We start from the raw sequence: 19,847 nt of genomic DNA on the forward strand, positions 1-19,847 counted from the left end.
CGATCACCGGTGGGAGCGGGCTTGCTCGCGAAGAGGCCCTCATAGCCACTGAAGAAGCTGAGTGCTCACCGAAAGAAAGGCACATCCCCCAACACCGTCGCCCGCTGCATCACCCGCCGTGCCGGGCGGTAATCATCCACCGCGTGATGTTGGGTCACACGATTGTCCCAGAACGCGATGTCGTCTTTCTGCCAGCGCCAGCGGATGGTGAATTCCGGTCGTGTGGTGTGGGCGAACAAGAATTCCAGAATCACCTCGCTTTCCGTTTCCGACAGCTCATTGATCTTCGACGTGAACCCCTCATTGACGAATAGCGACCGGCGCCCGCTCACCGGGTGCGTGCGAATCACCGGGTGCGATAGCGGCGGGTTCTTGCGCCGGGCTTCTTCCCACTGGGCCAACGCGTCCGGTGTATTGCCATAACGTTCCAGCGGGAACGAGCGGGTGAAATCGTGAGTGGCGGTCAGCCCTTCTAGCAGGGTTTTCATCGGTGCGGACAGTGCTTCATACGCCGCAATACCACTGGCCCACAGCGTGTCGCCGCCAAATTCGGGCAGCAGTTTGGCGCTGAGCACCGCGCCCATCGCCGGAGTCGGCAGGAAGGTTACGTCGGTGTGCCAGATCGCGTTGTCCCGCACGTCAGTGACGGCGGTGTCGAGGATCAGCACTTCTGGCTGCTCAGGCACGTTCGGGTAGATCGGATGAATATGCAGCTCACCGAAATAGGCGGCGAATCGCGCTTGCTGCTGCGGCTCGATCGGCTGGTCGCGGAAGAACAGCACTTGATGCTTGAGCAGCGCCTGCTCGATGGCATCGCGTTGCTCAACGTTCAGCGGCTGGCTGATATCGATGCCGCTGATTTGCGCGCCGAGGGCGGAGCTGAGAGGGATAATTGTCAGGTTACTCATGGTGGTTCTCTTCGAATTTCTGTATCGAGCTTATGTGGGAGCGAGCCTGTGGCGAGGGGGCCTTGCCCCGGGCTCAACCCTGTGGGTACCACACCAACCGCTCTGCCGCCGGGTTGCGTTCTTCAACCTGAAACCCCAGCGCCAGGTAATGCTGGCGAGCATGGAGGTTATTGGCCCAGACCACCGTCGCCACGGGGCAGCGAATTTGTTGCGCAGCTTTTTGCACGCCTTGCAGCACCGTCCGACCGTAACCCTTGCCGCGGGCCAGGGGGATAAACGCCAGGTACAGCACGCGGATTTCATTGGGGCCGAAGTCGGTGGTCAGTGCGCCGATGGCCGTGTCGAGTTTCTCGATCACATAATGCATGGCGTTGGGGAAGTTCTCCCCCAGCCCTTGTTCCTGCACCTTGAATTGCTGGGCAACCACCTGCTCAACCACTTCCTGCTCACCGTCGATCCATTGCAGATCCGGCCGCGCCGCCTGGTAAAGGCTGTGCAGAAAAGGTCCATCACTGGTCCGCGAAGGCCTGACTACCAAGCCGTCCGCTGCCACTGTATCGATCTTCGCCATCGCTGTTCCTCCTCAGAAACCGCTTTCCCTGACCCCCAGCGCCGCCATGCGTCGCCAGGCAACGCCCAATAACGACTCACCACTGCCCTGTAACACCACAATGCCGCGCAATGGCTGCACCGGCGTCGGGGTATTTTCGAGGATGCTTAACCGCGCGCCGTACTGCGCCTGTACCGGCTCGGCGCGTTGATGCTGATCGCGGCGCACGGCGATCGGCCCGTGGTGATCGGAAGTCAGCGCTTCCTGATCGACATAAGCCACGCCGTTGGTGTCAATTTCGCTCAATTGCACGGCGATCGCCGGGTGCATCGGATCGTCGGCGATGAACCGTCCGCTGGCTCCCGGGGCGACACGCCAGAGTTCGGCTTCGGCCAGATAACCGCGCAACCGCGCACCGTCTTCGACCACCCGTGCCAAAGGATCTTTGGTCGAAAGCCAGCGGCCGACCGTTAACTGCGACAGCAGATCGCGCACCTTGCCACCGTGTGGGGCGCGCAGCAGCAGACGTTCACGCTGAGCGGCCAGGCCGCGGTATTCGGCCACGGCTTCGGCCAGGCGCTGCTCGACGATTCCGGCGTCGGCCGCGGTTTCGCTACGGCCGGCCTGACGACGCATCTGCAACTGCTGGATCTGGATTTCGCGACGGACGATGGCCTGGCGTGAATCCAGATCCGGGGATTCCAGTTCGATCAGCACCTCACCTTGAGCGACGACCTGGCCATCATGCACATTCACCGTTTTGATCCGCGCCGCCACCGGCGCGTGCAGGGCGCTGGCGCGTCCGGCCTCAAGCATCGTCGGCAACTCCACCGCGCTACGCCAAGGCAGCGCCAGCAGCAACAACAACCCAAGCAACACCAGACCGCTGAGCAGTACCCGAGGCGCATGCGCCTGTTCGCGACGGCTCCACCATTGCCGCCACTCGCTCAGGATCGGCAGGAAGATGAACCACACCAACTCCACCAGCATCAGGAAAATCCCCAACACCTTGAAGAACAGGTGATAGACCGCCAGCGCAATCCCGAAAAACAGCACCGCGCGCCACAACCACGCGCCATACCCCCAGATCAGCAAACGCCGCTGCATCTTCGGCGACCAAGGCTCCGGTGCCGGGGCTGCGTAGCCGAACAAAAACTCGCGCAGCCGCCAGCGGCACAAGGCAAAGGCCCGCCCTTGAAGGTTGTCCACTTCCCAGAAATCACTGAGCAAGAAGTAGCCGTCGAAACGCATGAACGGGTTAAGGTTGATGACCAGTGTGGTGATCCAGGTCGCACTGGCGAGCATGAACGCCGCCGTGCGCCCGGGGCCGTCAGGCAGCAGTGACCAGGCGAGCAGCGCGATACACGCCAGCACCAGTTCCGCCAGCACCCCGCCGGCGCCAATCAGCAACCGCGCCCGACGATCATTGACTCGCCAGGCGTCGCTGACATCCGTGTAAAACATCGGCAGCAGCACCATGAATGCCACGCCCATGCTCTGCACCCGACAACCGGCGCGCTTGGCCATGAAGGCGTGGCCGAACTCGTGGCACAGCTTGGCGAAAAACAGCGCCACAGCAAACGCCAGCGCACCGCCGAGGCTGAACAGGTGAGGAAAGGTCGCGATAAACCGCTGCCAGTCCCGCGACACCAGAAACACCCCAAGCCCCAGCGTCGCGGGCAATCCGTAGCGCAATGCACGCGGGCCGAAACGCTCCAGCCACGGCCAGGCGCGATTGAGAAAGGCGTCCGGGCGCCACAGCGGAATCCGGAAAAACAGGTATTGATGCAGCAGGATTTGCCACAGGCTTTGGCGCTGAGCCGCGGCCTTCAGGCTGTAACTGGCGCGCTGCGACGGGTCGAGGGCGCTGATCAGATCGTGGCCGCGCAAAAACTCCAGCAATTGCTCAAGCGCCGCGCCATCCAGCGGCAGCCCCGGTTCGCGGTTGGCGGCACGCAGCACGTGCTCCGGATCTCCCAGGGACCAATGGCGCAGCAAGCGCATCGCCGCCGCACCGAGTTTGAAATAGCGCCCGCGCACCGGGTCGGCCAGGGTCCAGCGCGGCGACCCGTCGAGGGCCGGGGCCGCCGCCGACAATTGCAGGTCTGCCCGCAGGCTCGGCAGGCTCATCTAAAGGCCCACGCTCTGGCGCAAACCGGCCAGCGGTCGACGCAACAGATACAACGCCAGCGGCGCACGGTCGCCGAAGACTTTCGCGGTGCCACGCAGGCCGATGCGCGGTGGCGCGGCGTCGAACGTTGCATCCAGTCGATAAGCCAGTTGCCCGGCAGCAGTGGGCTGCGCTTCGTAGGCCGAACGTTCGAGTTTGGCCAAGTGCCGCTGCAGCGGATCGCTGTCGAGAAACAGCGCGACTTGTGCGCCCGGTTCCAGGGCAATCGCATCGCCCACGGCCAACTCGATGCGCAATTCGGCCTGGTTCGGGTCGGCGATTTCCATCAGCCGCTCGCCGGTTTGCACCGGTTTGCCGGTCCAGCGTTCGGCGTCGGCGAACACCGCGATACCGTCCCGCTCCGCTCGTACTTCGCTGCGTTTGAGCAGTTCACGGGCGTAATCCCGTTCGGCGCGCTTCTGCTCCACTCGCGCCGCCAGCAGATCGATTTTCGAACTGGACTCGGCATCGGCGAAGGAACGTTGGGAGTTGGCCTTGAGTTCCGCTTCGGCAACGCCCAGGGCGCGCTCGGCCACATCGGCTTGAGCCTTGAGCGTGGTGCTTTCGAAGCGCAGCAGCAGGTCGCCGGTTTTCACCGCCTGATTGGGTTTGACCAGAAACTCGGCGATCACCCCGTCCAGCGGCGCGGCGACCACCCGACCGCCCAATGGGACGACTTCGGCCGGGGCCAGCACCGATTGGCGCACCGGGATCAGCAACCCGAGCAACAACACGGCAACCAGTGCCACCTGACGCTTGCGCGTCCAGCGCAATCGCCAGGGTTTGCGTGGTTGCTGCGCCAGCCAGGCATGGCTGTAGGTGTCGCCCAGTTGCGACAGCAGCACTTGTTCGGAAGGGTTCCACGGCACATCCCGCGCCAGCCACAGACCGCCGAACACCTCGCCCTGATGATCGATCAGCGGCAGCCAAAACACCTGAGCGGCTGACAGACTTTGCCAGTCGGCCAGAATCGATTCGCTAAGGAGATCAGGCGCAATCACCCGCGCCTGTTTCAGCACCTCAAGCTTGAACAGCTGTGCGACTGCTTGCTCGACAAACGCCACGAACGGCGCATTCGGTTCCACGGCACTGACACCGGTAACCGCCTGCACCTTGCCGGCGATCAACAGCGCGGCATGGCGGAAACCGAACAGCGCCTGACCGTCATTGACCAGGCTGTAAGCCAGTTGCGAAGGCGTGCGCGCGGCGCGGGTCTGGCGTTCGAGGTCGAGAAACCTGGCGAACACCTGCTCGGCGCCGCCGGTCACCGGGGCGTTCATTTGAGCTCCGCGAAATGCGCCGTTCCGCTCATGCCGGCCAACAGACCGTTGGCGCTGGGCAACGCCGCCACCAGCAGCAAAGTCTGGCTGCCTTCATCAATTCGCGCACCGAGGCGTTTGACCGTGGCATCCAGCGGCTGACCGGTTTCATCGGGGACAAAACTGAATGTCTGGCCGGGCTTGAGCTTGCCCATCCAGCGCGATGGCACCAACAGGTGAATTTCCAGGGTGCGGTTATCGACCACGTCCAGTAACGGCGCGCCGGCGGCAACGCTTTCGTAGCGCTTGACCTTACGTTCGACGACCTGGCCATCAAACGGCGCAACCACGCTGCAGCGTTTGACCTGAACCTGATAGACCTGAGACTGAGCCTGAATCTCGCTGACCTTGGCCTCGGCTCGCGCCACTTCAAAGCGTCCGACCGAATTCAATGCCGCCAGTTGTTTGTTGTGCGCCAGTTCTTCACCAGCACCACGGCTGGCGGCCTGAGCCGCATTGAGCTGAGCCTGATAAGCCGAACAGTCAAACCGCGCCAGGGTGTCGCCCTTTTTGAACGACTCGCCCTCACTGAACGGCAACTCGACAATCCGCCCCGACAACTCGCTGGCAAGCACCGCCTGATCCCGGGCCCGCAGCACACCACGGGCTTCACTGCTGGCCGACGCATTCCCGCCAACCGCGCTGCTTTCCAGCAACGGATCGTCTGGCGCAGGCGTTTGCGCCTGTACTACGCACGTTACAAAGGTCAATCCCGCAACCCAAACACGAAAACGCCGCATAACCGTAACTCCCTGACGGATGAGCGGAGTCTATGACAGCGGGGGTGAGCGTCAAGCGGATGGGCATCATTGGTTGGAAATGTAATGTTTCAAAAAGGATAAAACTTTCAAGGCGGTCGTTTGATTCCTGGGTCAATGAGCATCGGTATTAAATCCCACACGAAATCAGGAACAACCATTCGATCAAAAACGAAATTGGCAATAGACACTTCGGCGCGTACAAACTCAACGGCACCTCTGCCCTTTCGCCGTAACAATCATTAATAGATGAGTCCAGGAATGGCTTGACGATCAACCAGGCAAATCTACAAAACTGGCTTGCCGGCGCTGGAGATGTCCATCCGAATGACGCCTTGGTTCAGCCAACGGTTGACGTCATCGCTAACTCGATTTAGGATCGCCCCACTGAACCCCGTACGCAGAGATTAAATTCACTGGCAGTTGGGGTGAAGAAACCGGCCTAGGCCGGTTTTTTCGTTTCTGAGGATTGAGTTTGTGCGTACCGCTTTCTTTGTTGATGGCTACAACGTGTTCTATGGATTGCTTGCGGGTACTCCATACAAATGGCTCAATCTCAAAGGCTTGCTGGGTCATGTCGCCCACATCGAGAACCCACAAAGCTCACTCATCTCGGTTGATTACTTCACCTCATCCGTCAAACCAGAACTTGCCACTCGCGGCAGAGTCTCCAAAGAAGCCCAAGACACTTATGTACGTGCTTTAAAAACGACCAATGTTGCCGTTCACTATGGTCGTCATAAACTTGAGCCCGCTAAAGCACCTCGCTTCATTGACAGAAAAACGGTTGCCTCTCGCCAAGACAAAATCGACATCTGGAAGCTTGAAGAAAAAGAAACGGATGTCCACATCGCAATCAGCATGTATCGCACCGCAGCAAGACAGGCCCAGCTCCATTCCGATGAGCAAATCGAACAGCTAGTCCTGGTATCCAGTGACACAGACATGACTCCAGCCCTGAGAGCCATTCAAGAAGATTTCCCTGGCATGAGAGTTGGAGTCATTCTTCCTCATCGAGCAGAGTTAAACCGTCCATCGCCTGGCTCCTTAAAGGAGCACTCACATTGGATGCGACGTGTCGTAACCTCAGAAGAGCTGCAATTGCACCAGTTTCCAGTTCGCGTGGCGACTCATAAGGCGCCCGCGATCAAACCGGATTATTGGTAACGGCGCCTCCCACCGGATACACCGACTCCCATCCCCCACCCAACGCTTTGTACAAACTAACCATCGCCAACGACACCCCAGTCGAGCTCTCGACCCACTGCTGTTGGGTCGCCAGCAATTCGCCTTGCACGGTGAGGACGTTGACGAAATCCACCACCCCTTCGACGTATTGCTGTTGCGCGGTGCGCAGGGCGATCTGGTTCTGTCGCACGGCTTCGGCGAGGCTGTCGCGGCGCAGTTGGCTGGCGTTGTAGGCGGTGAGTTGATCGTCGATTTCATGCCAGGCCCGCAGCACGGTTTGCTGGTAGGCCAGCGCCGCTTCCTGTTGCTGGGCTTCGCGCAGGTGCAACACGCCGCGCAGGCGACCGCCGTCGAACAGCGGCAGGCTGAACTGCGGGCCGATGCCGAACGAGCGCGAGCCCCAGGAGCCGAAATCGCTCAATTGCATGGCTTGCGAGCCGATGTTGCCCGACAGGGTGATCCGCGGATAAAAGTCGCCCTTGGCCACGCCGATGCTGGCGGTCGCGGCATGCAGGCGGGCTTCGGCCTGACGTATGTCCGGGCGGCGCTCGGCCAATTGCGACGGTAAGCCGATGGCGACCTGACGCGGGGTTTGCGGCACCGGGGCGTCTGTGGATAACTCGGCGGACAGCGCTTGCGGCGGTTCGCCCATCAACAGGCTCAAGGCGTTGATCAGTTGCGACTGACGCTGCTCCAGCGCCGGCAAACGTGATTCGATGGCCGCGACTTGCGCAGCGGCTTCGGCGACGTCCAGATCTGTGGCAACACCGTCGGCCAGGCGCAGTTGCGAGAGTTTCAAACTGTGCCGGGCGACGTCGAGGTTTTGCTCGGTGACGGCCCGCGTGCTTTGCACACCGCGCAGCTGAATGTAGCCCTGAGCGGTTTCGGCGAGCACTGACAGCAGCACACCACGGAGATCGTTTTCCGCCACTTCCAGAGTGGCATCGGCGGCTTCGGTTTCGCGGCGCACACGGCCCCAGAAATCCAGCTCCCAGGAGGCGGAAAAGCCGGCGTCCCACAGGTTGAACGCCGAGTCGCCGTCGTTGCCCGACGGATCGTTCAGGCCTTCACTGCTGTTGCGTTTACGCCCGTAGCTGCCGTTGGCGGCGGTAGTGGGATAGCGGTCGGCGGTGATCACCTGACGCGCGGCTCTGCTTTGCTGCAAGCGGCTGCTGGCGAGTTTCAGGTCGAGGTTGTCGGTCAGGGCGCGTTGGGTCAGGGCCGAGAGTTTCGGGTCGTGGAATACTTCCCACCAGCGTTCGTCCATTTCGCTGGGAATGATCTGACTGGCGGCGGCTTTAGTTGATTTGGACCATTCGGCCACTTGTTGCGGCTGAGGCTTTTGGAAGTCCGGGCCGACGGTGCAGGCACTCAATGAAAGCAGACTCAACACAAAAACCACTGAATGAATGCTGACCCTGTGGCGAGGGAGCTTGCTCCCGTTGGGCCGCGCAGCGGACCCAAAATTTGCGAGCGCTGCGCATTCGAACGGGAGCAAGCTCCCTCGCCACAGGGATGTGCGATTAACAAAGTTCATCGTTGCGCAACCTCATGCTCGCTGGCGCTTGCAGTATCAATACTCGCCTCCACCGACATCCCCACCCGCAACCGCTCGGCCAATGGCTGGCCCGGATCGAGGAGGATTTTCACCGCAATCCGTTGCACAACCTTGGTGAAGTTGCCGGTGGCGTTGTCCGGTTTGACCGAGGCAAAGGTCACGCCGGTGGCCGGTGCGATGCTCTCCACGCGGCCGCGCAGGGCTTCGCCGCCGAGGCTGTCGACCTGCACTTGCACGCTCTGCCCCGGCTGTACGTCAGTCAGTTGGGTTTCCTGAAAATTGGCGACTACATAGGCCCGCTCCAACGGCACCACGGCCAGAATCTTGCTGCCCGGTGTGACATAGGCGCCGACCCGCACCGCGCGCTCGCCGACCATGCCGTCCTGAGGCGCAACGATGCGCGTATAGGACAGCTCATAGCTGGCCATTTCCAGCGCCGCTTGCGCTCGCTTCAGCCCACCTTCGGCCGCATCACGCTGGGCGGTCAGGATCTCCACCTGCTTGCGTTCCGCCGCCAGCACCGCTGTGGCATTGGCCAAGCGAGCGGAGGCCTGATCGATGCGTGTACGTGCTTGCTGAGCATTTTGCACCGTGCCGGCGCCTACCCCGGCCAGATGGTTGTAGCGATTCAGTTCATGCTCGGCGAAGGCCATTTCAGCCTTCGCCGAAACCACCGTGGCCTGGGCCTGAGCGATCACCGATGTCTGGCGCTCCAGGGTGGCCCGAGCGTTCTGCAACTGCGCCCTGGCCACCAGGGTTTCAGCGTCGGCGGCCTCAGCGGCAGCGCGTAGATCGCGGTCGTCGATCAACGCCAGCAACTGCCCGGCCTTGACCAACTGGTTGTCTTCCACGAGCACGTCCTTGATGAACCCCGCCACGCGCGGCGCCACCCGGGTGAAGTCCGCCGAGATGAAAGCATCGTTGGTGCTCTGCTGCGTACGCTTGCCGAACAAGCCTGGCGCCAGCAGGTAAATCAACACGCCGAGCGCCATCGCTGCGGCAATGCCGACAGCGACTTTTTGCTTTGATTGAGTCGTCATAAAAACCTTCTGTTTCAGTGAAGCATTCAAGTCGGCGCGCGCGGTGGATAGATCCGCGTCGGCAGCCAGAAAATCAGCAGGATCAGCGCCACGGCGACACTGGCCATGCACAGATAAAGATCGGAGGAAGTCAGCACCTGGGCTTGTTGATGCAGTCGGTGAGCCAGGCTTGCGTTGTCGCTTTGGATCAGGGGCGAGTTACCAAGGTTGTCCACCAGCATGGTCGAGTGGAAATGCAGCCTTGCGGTGGTCAGTGCCTCGATCACACCCGTAGCAATCACCGCCGCCAGGCCTTTCACGGTATTGAACCAGGCCGAGGCGAACGGCCCTTCCATCGGAGTGATGCTGCCGGTGGAGAGCATCAACAGCGGCAGCACGGCCATGGGCTGACCGAAAATCTGCAGCCATTGCAGGGCATAGAAATCGTCGCGAATCCACGCCGACGTCAGCTGCGAACCACCGAGGCAAGACAGCGTCAGCATGCTCAGGCCGATCCCCAGCACCCAGCGGCAATCGACCCAACGCAGGTTGCACAGCGCCGCCACCAACGGCAGCGCGATCAACTGGGGCAGCGCCGCCAGCAGCATGATCGGCGCGGTCTGCACCGGCCGATAACCCTGGACCTGAGCCAGGTAACTGGAGGGAATGATGACCACCGCGAGCAACACCACAAGCACGCCGGCCAGCGTCAACAGCGCGAACGACAGGTTGCGGATACCCAACATCTGCAACTTGAAGAACGGAATCGGTTGCGACCACTCATTGATCAGGAACAACATCAGCAACAGCAACCCGCCGCCGAGCAGCCCGCAGATCAGGCTCGACTCGAACCAGTCCAGCCGATTGCCTTGCAGAATTCCGATCACCAGCATGCAGATCGCCGGGAACCCCAGCAGCAAGCCACGCCAGTTGAATGACTTGAAGCGTTCCAGCCGCAGCGGATCCTGGGGCAAACCGTAGGCCACCGCCGCCATGGCAAACAGGCACGGCACGACGATTTGCCAGAAGGTCCATTGCCAGCCGACGTACTCGGTCCACAACCCGGCCAGCGGTGTACCGAGACCGGGACCGAAGGTTGCCGTCAGGGCATAACCGGCCAGGCCATAGAGTTTCACGTTGGCCGGCAGGAATCGCAGTGCAACGGTCATCAGCATCGGCGGCAGCGCGCCGCCGGCAAGACCTTGCAAGGTGCGCATGACCAGCAGGCTTTCGTAATTCGGGGCGAACGGGCACAACACACCCAGCAGGGTGAACGCACTGATCGCGCACAGAGTGAAGCGCCGCAACGAGAACGTCACCGAACACCAAGGGGCAAACGCCATGGCGGCCACCGAGGTCGCGGTGTAACTGGCGACCAGCCAGGTGCCTTCGTCGTAACCGATGGCCAACGCGCCGCGGATATCGGCCAGCGCGACTTTGGTCACCATCTCGTTCAGGCCCGACACCAGCACCGCCAGTAACACGCCCACCAGGCCGATGATGATTCGCGGGCCGAAGACCGGTGGCGCGACGGCGGCCGTTGGTTTGGCCGCAGCGAGAGGCGCCGTGACCGTGAGGGAAGTCATGTACTGCAAGCTCCGGAAGGGGAATACCGAAGCATTTTAGGGAGCGTGGAAGGTTACGAAAATTGACTTATTGGCAGCTTGTAAGTGTGTTTCATGCAGCAATACAAAACCCTGTGGGATCAACTTTAGGTTGGTTGTGCCGCCAGCCACGTCTCATCGCAACAGGTCTTGAGGGTTTCACGCATCCAGCGGTGGGCCGGGTCCTTGTCGAAACGCGGATGCCAGGCCTGGGTCAGCATCAGGGTCGGTAACGGAATTGGCAGGGTGAACGAGCGCAGTTTCAAGCCCAGGCGTCGCACGCTCAGCAGCGCCTCCTTGGGCACCGGCAGAATCAGATCGGAATCCGGCAAGGCGAACATCGCCGCATGGAAACTCGGCGCAATCACCGCCACCCGCCGCTCCAGCCCCAAGGCGTTAAGCGCCGTGTCGATCGGCCCGCGGGCGATCCCGCGACGGGACATGCTGATATGAGAAAATCCGGCGTAACGTTCGGCGGTGATTTCTTCGTCGAACAACGGGTGATCTTCACGCACCAGCCCGACAAAGTGCGTGGAAAACAGGTTCTGCACCTTCACTTCCGGCATTAGCGGCCGGTTGTTGCTGACGCTTAAATCGATACGACCTTCACGCAAGGCTTCGTCGTCGCCATCGCCCTCAGGAACGAAGCGCAATTCGCAATGCGGGGCCTGGCGTTCCATCGTGTCAAATAGCTTGCCGCCGTAAACGCCAACAAAGAAATCATTGGCGCGAATGCTGAACCGCCGGCGCAAACTGCCCAGATCCACCTCATCGGCGGAGCGGAACAGCAAAGCGGCCTGCTCCACCAGATCCCGCACTTGCTCACGCAACGCCAGTGCCTTGGGCGTCGGCACCAAGCCTCGACCGGCGCGCACCAGAATCGGATCGCCAATGGCCTCGCGAATCCGCGTCAGCGTCCGGCTCATCGCCGCCGGGCTGAGGTTCATCCGCCGTGCAGCGCCTACCACACTGCCTTCATCGAGCAAGGCGTCGAGGGCGACCAACAGGTTCATGTCCGGGAGTTGCATGCTGAGCACTCGTGTCTGATCTGGATTGATTCAGACGCAATGCTAGCAAACATCTTCCTGACGGATGTATTGGCAGGTCTGTGGGAGCGAGCCTGCTCGCGATGGCGTCAGCTCAGACGCCGCGTTAAGCCGACTTGGCCAAAATCAACCCAGTCTCACTCGCCGTTTCCAAGCGAATCGCCACAAACTTCGATGTCGGCGTATGGCTGCCATCTCCAGTGCTTTCCAGCGGCACCAGCGGGTTCACTTCCGGATAGTAAGCGGCCGCTTGCCCGGCAGGAATGTCAAACGCCAGCAGCGTGAAACCCTTCACCCGACGCTCACGGCCATCATCCCAAATCGAAACAATGTCAGCCTTCTGCCCGGGTTTGAACCCGAGGCGAATGATGTCGGCTTCATTGACGAACAGCACATCGCGCTGACCTTTCACCCCGCGATAACGGTCATCAAGACCATAAATCGTGGTGTTGTACTGATCGTGGGAGCGCATCGACTGCATGATCAGGTCCGGCAGCACACCGGTGGCGCGGGTGCGCTCGTGCACCAGATGTTTGGGCAGACTGTTCGCACGGAAGTTGGCCCGGCCCGATGGGGTATTCCAGCGACGTGCGCCGGCGCTGTTACCCAGGTAGAAGCCTCCCGGGTTCTGGATCTTCTCGTTGAAGTCCCGGAAGCCCGGGATGGTGTCGGCGATCAGGTCGCGGATGCGGCTGTAATCGGCCACCAGCCAGTTCCAGTCCACCGGTTTGCTGCCCAGGGTTGCGGCGGCGATGCCGGCGATGATTGCAGGCTCCGAGCGCATCTGGCTCGACAGTGGCTGCAGCTGACCGTTGGAGGCGTGGACCATGCTGAACGAGTCTTCCACGGTCACCGCTTGGGCGCCTTCGGCCTGGATATCGATGTCGGTACGGCCCATGCACGGCAGGATCAGCGCGTCTTTGCCGTGGGCCAAATGGCTGCGGTTGAGCTTGGTGCTGATCTGCACGGTCAGGTCGCAGTTGGCCAGAGCCTGGAAGGTACGCGTGCTGTCCGGGGTGGCTTGGGCGAAATTGCCGCCCAGGCCGATGAAGACTTTCGAGCGACCGTCGGCCATGGCGTGAATCGCCTCGACCACGTTGTGGCCGTTTTCACGGGGAACCTTGAACTGGAAGCGCCGCTCCAGAGCGTCGAGGAACGCCACCGGCGGACGTTCGTTGATGCCCATTGTCCGGTCGCCCTGCACATTGCTGTGGCCGCGCACCGGGCACAGACCGGCACCCGGCCGGCCGATGTTGCCGCGCAACAGCATCAGGTTGGCGATTTCCTGGATGGTCGCCACCGAATGACGATGCTGGGTGATGCCCATCGCCCAGCACATGATCACGTTCTTGCCCTTGGCGTACATGCGCGCCGCTTGCTCGATTTCCACCAGGGGCAGGCCGGACTGCTCGACGATCTGCTCCCACGGGGTGTCGTCGACGATGCCGAGGTATTCCAGAACGTTGACGCTGTGTTCATTGAGGAAGTCGTGGTCGAACACCGCAGGCTCACCAGCCTTCTGCGCATCGCGCTCCCATTGCAGCAGGAACTTGGCCATGCCGCGCATGATCGCCATGTCGCCGCCCAGTGCCGGGCGGAAGTACGCGGTGTTGGTCGGCTTGTCGCCGTTGGTGAGCATTTCCAGTGGGTGCTGTGGATGCTGAAAACGTTCCAGACCGCGTTCTTTCAGCGGGTTGATGCACACCACCTGAGCGCCGCGTTTCACCGCTTCGCGTAGGGGTTCGAGCATCCGCGGGTGGTTGGTGCCGGGGTTCTGGCCCCAGACGAAAATCGCATCGGCGTGTTCGAAATCATCGAAGGTCACGGTGCCTTTGCCGACGCCAACGCTCTGCGCCAACGCAACACCACTGGCTTCGTGACACATGTTTGAGCAATCGGGGAAATTGTTGGTGCCATAGGCGCGCACGAACAATTGATAGAGGAACGCCGCTTCGTTGCTGGCGCGGCCCGAGGTGTAGAACTCGGCCTGATTCGGGCTCGACAGGCCGCGCAGATGTTTGGCGATCAGGGTGAAGGCATCATCCCAGCTGATGGGTTGGTAGCGATCGGTTTCGGTGTTGTAGCTCATCGGCTCGGTCAGGCGGCCCTGATATTCAAGCCAGTAGTCGCTCTGTTCCAGCAGCGAGGTGACGCTATGTTTGGCAAAGAATGCAGCGTCGACACGGCGTTTGGTCGCTTCCCAGTTCACCGCTTTAGCGCCGTTCTCGCAGAACATCACCATGCCCTTTTCCGGAGAATCGCCCCACGCGCAACCGGGGCAGTCGAAGCCGCCGTTCTGGTTGGTCTTGAGCATTATGCGCAGGTTTTTCAGCGCGTTATCGCTGGTCAACCAGGCCTGGGCGACGCTGATCAGCGCACCCCAGCCACCGGCTGGGCCTTTGTAGGGCTTGTAGCGGGGGACGGGTTTCTGGTCGGCTTGACGATGTTGACTCACGCTTGATTCTCCGTCGCGGGGCTGTAGACCCGCGGCGCACTTTTCTGCGGCAGGTGGATAAGGTTGAGGTTGTGTCGACGGGCCCATTGCACGGCAAGGCCCGTGGGCGACGATAAACTGACCAGGGTCTGAATGCCGGCGCGTAAAACTTTCTGGATCAATTCGAGGCTGCAACGGCTGGTGACAATCGCCAGGCCGCCAGTGATCGGGATCTTCTGGCGGATCAACCCACCGATCAGCTTGTCGAGGGCGTTGTGTCGACCGATGTCTTCACGGCCCAGCAACAATTCGCCGTTGCCGTTCATGAACACCGCCGCATGTACCGCGCCGCAATGTTGGCCCAGCGGCTGGAATTCGCCGATGCGCTGGCGCAGGCCGTCCAGCCATTCGGTCGGGGGCAGTGGGGCGCCGGGCAAGACTTTGAGATCGGGCAGTGCTTGCTCAACCGCTTCCACGCCACAGAGCCCGCAACCACTGGTGCCGGCCAGTTGCCGACGCTGCTGCTTGAGGTTCCAGAAGGCGCGATTGGCGATGGTCACTTGCGCGTATTGCGCCGAGCCCGTGCCGCTGAGTTGCAAGTCGTAGATATCGCAGGCGTCTTCGATGATTCCGCTGCCGAGGCTGAAGCCGACGATGAAGTCTTCAAGATCCGTTGGTGTGACCAACATGACGGCCTGGCTGATGCCGTTATAGGCAATCGCCAACGCGACTTCCTCGGCCAGCGCGGTGCTGGCCGATTCGGTGTATTCAAGGTTGCAGTAACTGTATGTCTGACTGGCGACGGTCGCGGGCGTTTCAACAGCAGGCGCCGCGCGGGCAGGGCGCTTGGCGTTCATCAGGTATCACCGATGGGTTGGTCAGTTTTAAGCCTAGGCGGGTCAGCGGGTCGTGTCTAATTGCTATTACTGATCTGCTGATAGATGACGTCGATCAAGAACCGGCCACTGATTGCTGATAGATCGCGAAACAGGCTTCTGCAAGCGCCGAACGCGGAGCGCTCCGACGCATGATCAGCCCCAGCCGGGCGAGGGTCTGGGCACTTTCTATAGGCTGCAGGCGCAAGTGATCGGTGAGGTTTTCCAGTCCACCTTCCAATGGCATCACGGCGCAGCACAGACCGCCGTGTACCGCTTGTAACAACTGGTGGACCGCATCGGTTTGCAGCAACGGTTGGGGGGCCAAGCCACGGCTGTGGAAGTTATGGTCGATGGACTGGCGAAAATGCATGCCGCTGGTGAGCATGCCCAACGGCAGTTCAATCAACGATTTCCAACTCAAGGGCGCGTCGCCGAAACTGAAGAAACGCTGATCGTAGAGCAAGCCCATGCGGGTTTCGCTGAAGGCCAGGGAATCGAAACGCTCACCGTCCAGACGCTCCAGGTACGACACGCCGAGATCGAGACGGTTGTTCGCCAGCTGCTCGAGGATCTGCTCGGAACTCAGGGCTGAGAGTTCGAAGCGCAGGTTCGGGTGCTCGGCGTGCAGGCGCTGCATCAGCGGTACCGGGTCGAAACTCGACAGCGGCACCACGCCCAGACGCAACGTACCCACGAGGTTGCCGCGACAGGCTGCCGCTTCGGCCTGTAAGCCGTCGTAGGCCGCCAGCACCGTACGCGCCCACGCCAGCACGCGCTCGCCCGGCGCGGTGAAACCTTCGAAGCGCTGGCCGCGGTTGACCAGTGGCAGTTCGAGTTCTTCTTCGAGGCTGCGCAGGCGCATGGACAGGGTCGGTTGGGTGATGTGGCAACGCGCGGCGGCCTGGCCAAAATGCCGGGTTTCGTCGAGGGCGATGAGGAATTTGAGCTGCTTGATGTCCATCTTCGCTCCAGGGCGCGGGCAAGGTTTGCGATTCTACCGCCTGCGCGGGGTTGGGTCATTGGTCGGCTGGGAACCGGGCTTTGCAAGGCTGGTCTAGTCTTTGGCGTCTGGAACCTAAACCCCAAGGAGAATGCACCATGAGTATTTTTAGCTTTGTGAAAGAAGCAGGCGAAAAACTTATTGATCTGCTGACACCTGGCAATGCGAATGCCAGCGAGCAGTTGAAGGAACACATCAGCAAGGTCGGCCTGGGTAATCCGAATGTTCAGGCGACCATCGAGGGCGACAAAGTCATCATCACCGGTGACGTGGCGAGCCAGGAAGAGAAGGAAAAGATTCTGCTGGCCGTGGGCAATATTGCCGGTGTCGGCAGTGTTGATGACCAGATTACTGTGACCGGACCGGTGGCTAAGGCCGCTCGTTTCGTTACGGTGAAAAAGGGCGACACCCTCAGCGCGATTTCCAAGGCCGAATACGGCGACGCGAACAAGTACAACAAAATCTTCGAGGCCAACAAACCTATGCTGTCGCACCCGGACAAGATCTATCCGGGGCAGGTGTTGCGGATTCCTGAGTAAGACTTGAGACCGTGTGATGGCCATCGCGGGCAAGCCACGCTCCCAACAGGTTTTGTGTCGTTCGCGTAGAGTGCACACGACACAAAACCTGTGGGAGCGTGGCTTGCCCGCGATGCAGGCGACTCGGTCTAAAGTCCTGTAATGAGCTCCCGATAATCCCCCACCGCCGCAAACTCGGCCGTGTCCTTCGGCCCTTTGCGGCTGTCTGGCTCGCTGACGGCCAACAGATGCGCCACGCCAAAATTGCGCGCGCTGCGCAGAATCGGCAACGTATCGTCGATAAACAGACTGCGCGCCGGATCGAAGCCGATGTCGGCTTGCAAGGCATCCCAGAACTGCGGGTTTTCCTTGGGGAAACCGTAATCGTGAGAGCTGATCAAGCGCTCGAAATACGGCGCCAGTTCAATTCGTTCCAGCTTCAATGACAGCGAGTCGCGGTGGGCGTTGGTGATCAGGACCACGCGTTTGCCGGCCCGTTTGATCGCCGCCAGAAAAGTGTCCGCATCCGCACGCAGGGCGATCAAGTGCGCGGTTTCCAGTTTCAGTTCGCGCACCGACAGCTTCAGCTCGGCGCTCCAGAAATCCAGGCAGTACCACTGCAATTGTCCGGCATTGCGTTCGAACAGCGGCTGCAATTCCAGCTCCGCCATGGCCCGGCTCACCCCGTGCAACTCGGCATAACGCTGGGGCAGGTGCTCCATCCAGAAATGGTTGTCGTAGTGAAGGTCCAGCAGCGTGCCGTCCATATCCAGTAGAACGGTATCGATGTCGCGCCAGGGCAGCAGGGACATAAAACTTCTCCAGCGGTAAAAAAGATATCCGAGATAAACAATCAGGATAGGCCGGGTATAGTAACCCGCTTACGCCAAGGAGCCTCTCATGCGCCAGAAACCCACCGTACTCGCCCGCGACATTGTCGCCACCAGCCGTTTGTTCTGTGTCGAAGAGCTGAAGTTGCGCTTTTCCAATGGCGTGGAGCGTACTTACGAGCGTCTGGTCAGCAAAGGCACCGGCCATGGCGCAGTGATGATTGTGGCGATGCTCGACGCGGAGCACGCGGTGTTGGTGGAGGAATACTGCGGCGGCACCGATGCATACGAATTGTCCCTGCCCAAAGGTTTGATCGAGCCGGGCGAAGACGTGTTGGCGGCGGCTGAGCGGGAGCTCATGGAAGAGGCCGGGTATGGCGCGCGACAGCTTGAGCATTTGACCGAGTTGTCATTGTCACCGGGCTACATGAGCCAGAGGATCCAGGTGGTGCTGGCCACTGAGCTGTACGAAGAACGCCTGGAGGGTGACGAGCCGGAGCCGATGGGGGTGGAAAAGATCAACCTGCGTGAATTGTCGTCTTTGGCGCAGAATCCACGATTCACCGAGGGCCGTGCCTTGGCGGCGCTGTATCTGGCCCGAGATCTGCTGACTCAGCGTGGGGTGTTTTTGCCGTGAACTTGAATTTTCCCCATCCGTTGATGGCGCCAGTCGTTGAACTGGCTTTGAAGGCTGGCGAGGCGATCCTGCCGTTCTGGCGCGTCAACGTTGCCGTGACTGCAAAGGCCGATGATTCCCCGGTCACCGCCGCCGACATCGCCGCTCATCACGTGATACTGGCCGGGCTGACAGCGCTGGATCCGAGCATTCCGGTGCTGTCCGAAGAGGACGCCAATATTCCCCAGAGCGTGCGCGCCGGCTGGCAGCGCTGGTGGCTGGTCGACCCGTTGGACGGGACCAAGGAGTTTATTTCCGGCAGCGAAGAGTTCACTGTCAACATTGCGTTGATTGAGCAGGGGCGTGTGGTGTTTGGTGTGGTGTCGATGCCGACCAATGGGCGCTTTTATGTCGGCGGTGCAGGGTTGGGTGCGTGGCGTGGTGATAAAGGCGCCGAGCCGTTGCCGATTCAGGTTCGCGAGGTCCCGGCTGCGGGTGAGCTTTTCACGGTGGTCGCCAGTCGTCGGCATTCGAGCCCTGAGCAGGAACGGTTACTCGCGGGATTGAGCGATAGCCTGGGTGAGTTGCAACTGGCGAACATCGGCAGCTCGCTGAAATTTTGCCTGCTGGCGGAAGGCGCGGCGGATTGTTATCCGCGGTTGGCGCCGACTTCGCAATGGGACACGGCCGCGGCTCAGGGTGTGCTGGAAGGTGCGGGCGGTGAGGTGCTGGATTTGAGCGGTAAGCCGTTCTGTTATCCGGCGCGGGAGTCGTTGCTGAATGAGTTTTTCCTGGCGCTGCCGGCTAAGGCTGCGTGGCGGGAGAAGTTGCTGGCTTTGGCTCGCAACTAAGATCGTTCCCATGCTCCGCGTGGGAATGCCTCCAGGGACGCTCCGCGTCCAGTGACGCGGAGCGTCCCGGGCTGCATTCCCACGCAGAGCGTGGGAACGATCAGTCATCGGTGAAGGACATACTGCCCGGTAAACCGCACCGCATCCTCTTCACTCCCGGTATTGACGATCCGCGAATGCAGCGTCAACCGTGCCCGCCCATACCGCTCATACATCGCCAGAAACTTCTTCCAGACTGCCGCACTCGGTGCCTGGCAAATCGCCGTCGCGTCCATGGTGACCGGCAGCGGGTAGCTGATCTGCCCTTCCTGAATCACGATGTGACCGTCTTCGATGATGCCTTCTTCACGCAAACGCAAATGCAGCCAGCCCCAGCCGGCCAGCACTGCGCCGCAATACAGACTGCCACCGAACATGGTGCTCTTGTGATTGACATTGGCCGCAAGCGGCAGGTGCAGGCGCAGTTGTTGGTCGTGCCAGTCGAGCACTTTGAGGCCCATGTCCCGCGTGAGGGGGATGTCAGAATGGAGGATCGATTCCAGGTGACGACTGTCGCGGTTCATTCACGGGCCTTTTGTGTGAAGGGGATGATTTTACGGT

The 19,847-nt window shown here is 61.0% G+C and carries 18 protein-coding genes; 4 read left to right on the forward strand and 14 right to left on the reverse strand.

Annotated elements, in window-relative coordinates; all coding sequences use genetic code 11:
• Positions 1 to 65: 65 nt before the first annotated feature.
• The 5 genes from tauD to IB250_RS26825 form a co-directional block, all read right to left on the reverse strand.
• Positions 66 to 908, reverse strand: a complete 843-nt coding sequence (gene tauD, locus IB250_RS26805; RefSeq protein WP_192346558.1) for a taurine dioxygenase — start codon at positions 906 to 908, stop codon at positions 66 to 68.
• A 73-nt stretch (positions 909 to 981) separates the two neighbouring features.
• Positions 982 to 1,479, reverse strand: coding sequence for a GNAT family N-acetyltransferase (locus IB250_RS26810; RefSeq protein WP_192346560.1), 498 nt, complete (start codon positions 1,477 to 1,479; stop codon positions 982 to 984).
• Between the two features lie 12 nt (positions 1,480 to 1,491).
• Positions 1,492 to 3,588 (reverse strand): biotin/lipoyl-binding protein, encoded by a 2,097-nt coding sequence (locus IB250_RS26815; RefSeq protein WP_192346563.1) that lies wholly within the window; start codon positions 3,586 to 3,588, stop codon positions 1,492 to 1,494.
• A complete protein-coding gene (locus IB250_RS26820) occupies positions 3,589 to 4,908 on the reverse strand; it encodes an efflux RND transporter periplasmic adaptor subunit (RefSeq protein ID WP_007906386.1) in 1,320 nt (439 codons plus the stop codon). It abuts the gene before it with no gap.
• A complete protein-coding gene (locus IB250_RS26825; RefSeq protein ID WP_192346565.1) occupies positions 4,905 to 5,687 on the reverse strand; it encodes an efflux RND transporter periplasmic adaptor subunit in 783 nt (260 codons plus the stop codon). The genes IB250_RS26820 and IB250_RS26825 overlap by 4 nt, the downstream gene beginning before the upstream one ends.
• A 495-nt stretch (positions 5,688 to 6,182) precedes the next feature.
• Between IB250_RS26825 and IB250_RS26830 the strand changes: the two genes are divergently transcribed.
• Positions 6,183 to 6,872, forward strand: a complete 690-nt coding sequence (locus IB250_RS26830; RefSeq protein ID WP_192346567.1) for an NYN domain-containing protein — start codon at positions 6,183 to 6,185, stop codon at positions 6,870 to 6,872.
• On the opposite strand, the gene IB250_RS26835 is transcribed toward IB250_RS26830, so the two are convergent.
• The 7 genes from IB250_RS26835 to IB250_RS26865 all read right to left on the reverse strand — a co-directional run bounded on the left by IB250_RS26835 (position 6,853) and on the right by IB250_RS26865 (position 16,393).
• Complete coding sequence (locus IB250_RS26835; RefSeq protein WP_192346569.1) at positions 6,853 to 8,430, reverse strand: efflux transporter outer membrane subunit; 1,578 nt, start codon at positions 8,428 to 8,430, stop codon at positions 6,853 to 6,855. The genes IB250_RS26830 and IB250_RS26835 overlap by 20 nt on opposite strands.
• Positions 8,427 to 9,491 carry an HlyD family secretion protein gene (locus tag IB250_RS26840; RefSeq protein WP_192346571.1) on the reverse strand — a complete coding sequence of 355 codons (1,065 nt, stop codon included), beginning with the start codon at positions 9,489 to 9,491 and terminating at the stop codon, positions 8,427 to 8,429. Before IB250_RS26840 ends, IB250_RS26835 begins: the two co-directional genes overlap by 4 nt.
• A 26-nt stretch (positions 9,492 to 9,517) precedes the next feature.
• Positions 9,518 to 11,056, reverse strand: a complete 1,539-nt coding sequence (locus tag IB250_RS26845; protein WP_192346573.1) for an MFS transporter — start codon at positions 11,054 to 11,056, stop codon at positions 9,518 to 9,520.
• A 125-nt stretch (positions 11,057 to 11,181) separates the two neighbouring features.
• Positions 11,182 to 12,102: a LysR family transcriptional regulator gene (locus IB250_RS26850; RefSeq protein WP_192346575.1), complete on the reverse strand. Its 921-nt coding sequence runs from the start codon at positions 12,100 to 12,102 to the stop codon at positions 11,182 to 11,184.
• A 124-nt stretch (positions 12,103 to 12,226) separates the two neighbouring features.
• Entirely contained in the window at positions 12,227 to 14,575 is a 2,349-nt protein-coding gene (locus IB250_RS26855) for an FdhF/YdeP family oxidoreductase (protein WP_192346577.1), read from the reverse strand.
• Positions 14,572 to 15,411, reverse strand: coding sequence for a formate dehydrogenase accessory sulfurtransferase FdhD (gene fdhD / locus IB250_RS26860; protein ID WP_192346579.1), 840 nt, complete (start codon positions 15,409 to 15,411; stop codon positions 14,572 to 14,574). The genes IB250_RS26855 and fdhD overlap by 4 nt, the downstream gene beginning before the upstream one ends.
• 94 nt (positions 15,412 to 15,505) lie before the next feature.
• Positions 15,506 to 16,393: a LysR family transcriptional regulator gene (locus tag IB250_RS26865; protein WP_123498354.1), complete on the reverse strand. Its 888-nt coding sequence runs from the start codon at positions 16,391 to 16,393 to the stop codon at positions 15,506 to 15,508.
• A 137-nt stretch (positions 16,394 to 16,530) separates the two neighbouring features.
• Here IB250_RS26865 and lysM point away from each other — a divergent pair, with 137 nt between their 5' ends.
• On the forward strand, positions 16,531 to 16,971 hold the full coding sequence (gene lysM / locus IB250_RS26870) for a peptidoglycan-binding protein LysM (protein WP_192346581.1): 441 nt from the start codon (positions 16,531 to 16,533) through the stop codon (positions 16,969 to 16,971).
• Between the two features lie 128 nt (positions 16,972 to 17,099).
• Here lysM and yrfG read toward each other — a convergent pair whose 3' ends face one another.
• Positions 17,100 to 17,762 carry a GMP/IMP nucleotidase gene (yrfG, locus tag IB250_RS26875; RefSeq protein ID WP_192346583.1) on the reverse strand — a complete coding sequence of 221 codons (663 nt, stop codon included), beginning with the start codon at positions 17,760 to 17,762 and terminating at the stop codon, positions 17,100 to 17,102.
• A gap of 88 nt (positions 17,763 to 17,850) precedes the next feature.
• Between yrfG and nudE the strand changes: the two genes are divergently transcribed.
• Positions 17,851 to 18,417, forward strand: coding sequence for an ADP compounds hydrolase NudE (gene nudE / locus IB250_RS26880; RefSeq protein WP_123498360.1), 567 nt, complete (start codon positions 17,851 to 17,853; stop codon positions 18,415 to 18,417).
• The gene (gene cysQ, locus IB250_RS26885) at positions 18,414 to 19,247 is read left to right on the forward strand and encodes a 3'(2'),5'-bisphosphate nucleotidase CysQ (RefSeq protein ID WP_192346585.1); all 834 of its coding nucleotides are present in this window, start codon (positions 18,414 to 18,416) and stop codon (positions 19,245 to 19,247) included. The genes nudE and cysQ overlap by 4 nt, the downstream gene beginning before the upstream one ends.
• 104 nt (positions 19,248 to 19,351) lie before the next feature.
• Here cysQ and IB250_RS26890 read toward each other — a convergent pair whose 3' ends face one another.
• A complete protein-coding gene (locus IB250_RS26890) occupies positions 19,352 to 19,810 on the reverse strand; it encodes a thioesterase domain-containing protein (protein ID WP_192346587.1) in 459 nt (152 codons plus the stop codon).
• Positions 19,811 to 19,847 lie beyond the last annotated feature (37 nt).

The sequence above is a fragment of the Pseudomonas sp. PDM09 genome (assembly GCF_014852305.1).
Lineage (GTDB): Bacteria > Pseudomonadota > Gammaproteobacteria > Pseudomonadales > Pseudomonadaceae > Aquipseudomonas.